Annotated in this window: 6 protein-coding genes; all 6 read left to right on the plus strand. The window is 25.5% G+C overall.

Going from position 1 to position 2,467, the window contains the following annotated elements:
• A partial coding sequence (locus CCO88_RS09685; RefSeq protein ID WP_002840678.1) for a BspA family leucine-rich repeat surface protein occupies positions 1-525 on the plus strand: 525 nt, incomplete at its 5' end.
• Between the two features lie 16 nt (positions 526-541).
• Positions 542-934: a hypothetical protein gene (locus CCO88_RS09690; protein ID WP_002840679.1), complete on the plus strand. Its 393-nt coding sequence runs from the start codon at positions 542-544 to the stop codon at positions 932-934.
• Position 935: 1 nt separating this feature from the next.
• Entirely contained in the window at positions 936-1,331 is a 396-nt protein-coding gene (locus tag CCO88_RS09695; protein ID WP_002840681.1) for a hypothetical protein, read from the plus strand.
• On the plus strand, positions 1,321-1,767 hold the full coding sequence (locus CCO88_RS09700) for a hypothetical protein (protein WP_002840683.1): 447 nt from the start codon (positions 1,321-1,323) through the stop codon (positions 1,765-1,767). The genes CCO88_RS09695 and CCO88_RS09700 overlap by 11 nt, the downstream gene beginning before the upstream one ends.
• A 1-nt stretch (position 1,768) precedes the next feature.
• Positions 1,769-2,110: a hypothetical protein gene (locus tag CCO88_RS09705; protein ID WP_002840685.1), complete on the plus strand. Its 342-nt coding sequence runs from the start codon at positions 1,769-1,771 to the stop codon at positions 2,108-2,110.
• Entirely contained in the window at positions 2,100-2,420 is a 321-nt protein-coding gene (locus tag CCO88_RS09710; RefSeq protein ID WP_002821189.1) for a hypothetical protein, read from the plus strand. Before CCO88_RS09705 ends, CCO88_RS09710 begins: the two co-directional genes overlap by 11 nt.
• Positions 2,421-2,467: the final 47 nt, after the last annotated feature.

Genomic DNA, 2,467 nt, shown 5'->3' on the forward strand with positions numbered 1-2,467 from the left:
TACACGCCTAAAACCAAAGAAGAGCTTCAAGCTCTAGTTAAAGATGAAAGTATTTATCTAGGTGATATTGATACAAGCGAGATCACCGATATGAGTTATTTATTTACTGGATCCACTCGTACCAATTTTTCAGGTATTGAAAAATGGAATACAGGTAAAGTAAAAACCATGCGTAGTATGTTTGAATGTAATAAATTTTTTAATGAAGATATTGGAGCTTGGGATGTAGGTGATGTTAGAGATATGGCTTGGATGTTTTTGAATTGTCCAAACTTCAATCAAAATATATCTGAGTGGGATGTTAAAAAAGTTGAAACTATGAGTGGAATGTTTTGGAATTGTGAAAGTTTTAACCAAAATATACGCAAATGGAATATAAAAAAGGTTTGGGATATGAGTTATATGTTTAAATATTGTAAATTATTCAATCAGGATTTAAGCTCATGGAATACAAAAAGGATACGCACCTATAATATGTTTAGTAGATGCCCTATAGATGACTCAAATAAACCTAAATATATATAAATACAAAGGAGTAAAAATGAAATTATACATGAATAGCGATAAATTAAATAGCATTGAAAATAATAAATTAAGAGCCATATATAAAGATATTAAAGAAAAACTTATTGATATTATAGTTTATATGGATACAATCAATTTAGGAAACATTAGCAAAGGTTATATTGAAAAAGAATTAAATAGCATAATTTTAATTCTTAATCAGAATTGCAAAGAATATTTTTTAATTAAAAATAAACTACATACCTCAGATTTGGAAAGAAATGAGGAGCGATTGGTTCAACAAGCTCAAAAGTTGTTTGATAAACTTAAAAATTTAGATTTTAAAAAAGAAATTAACATTGAAAAAGATATCAAACTAGATCATATTGAAAATTCACTAGACAACAGTATAAAAAATGGAGTACAATAATATGATTGTATTGATTTTTAAAATTTTAGGTTTTATTGGTCTTTGGATAAGCGTAATAGTGCTGTTTTTTAATCCGCCATTAGGCGCAATTTTTATGTTATTAGCATCATTATTGACTGTAGTGGGCATGATAATTGAAGAAGGAAACACTATTAATCTATCTTATCCAATTATGGAATGGATTTGGAATGTTGGTAAATATGTTTTAGTAATATTTGCTATCATGATGGTTTTTGCTGTTGTATTGGAATTAATAAAGAAAATTAAATCAAATAAAAGAGTAAATAAGAAGATAGATATAAAAAATAAAGAAGAACAAGATTATAAAATTCTAATCATAGATAACACCATGGAAGATTTACTTGTATTAAAAAAGGAAAGTTTGTATGAGAAATAAAGAATTGAAAATAATAGAAGCTTATGGGGCTTTTATGTCAATATTATTTAGTTTTTTAATCGTATATGAAAATGTTTGGACTAATATTTTAAAAATATTTCTCTACACAGAAATTCAAGCTTTTTTTATTTTTTTTGTTAGAATTTTTATGATTTTACATATGATATTATTTATGGGTTTTTTATTAGATGCAAAGATTAAAGCCGAACACAATCAATTAATAAAATTGCTTGCTGATAAAAAAAAGAAGTTGACTGTTATTTTTCTCATACCTTTGCAAATTTCTTTTCTTTGTTCTGTTGTGCTGGTTTTTTTCTGTAATATTTTTCCGAATATACATTCATTAGATTTTAGCTTTTATACAATTTTTATTTGTGTTATACTATTGTATAATCTTATATTGTTGTATAATTTTACAAAAATTATTAGGAGTTAAGATGAACAAAATTTCAAAAGAAGAACTACAAAAGGCTACAGAGGAATCATTGACTAATGTTTATTCTTATGATCCAAATTCGCCAAGTGGCTATAGAAAAGATTTATTTGATATTTCAAATGAAGATTTTGTTGAAAAATATGAATTCATAGATAGTCCTACTTCAGATGACATGGTGAAATGCAAACAAAGCGATGAAGTTTTTCAGGTGTTTTATAAAAAAGATGGGAAAATAAGATTGCTTAGAGTTAGCAATGTGCAAGCTTTAAATCATTTTGATAAACTTAAGGGTGTAATGACAAAAATAATTTTAGATAGTGGTTTCAAGCCTGATGAACAATGATGTCCAAATTTCACAAATTACTAATATCCCTTATTTCACTATTAGAGACTGGAAACAAAAAAAAGACAATTGGAGGGGAAAAATATATCTTTTTTTAAAAAACACTAATCAAGAAGAATTAAAAGAAATATTTTCAAATTCTATTAATTCTTCTAATACAGGTTTAAGTGATTCTAAAATTGCCAAAATTACAACAATTCCATTACCAACGCTAAATACTTGGAAAAAGGATAAATCAACTTATAGAAAGAAAATCTATGATTTTTTGAAAAGTTGTGATGAAAGCAGATTAAGAAATATTTTCTTATGAATTTAAATATTTAAAAGCTATTTTTAGCCTATTATTAATTGTTTGTA

Origin of the sequence: Campylobacter coli LMG 9860, from assembly GCF_000254135.1 — a bacterium.
Taxonomy (GTDB): Bacteria; Campylobacterota; Campylobacteria; order Campylobacterales; family Campylobacteraceae; genus Campylobacter_D; species Campylobacter_D coli.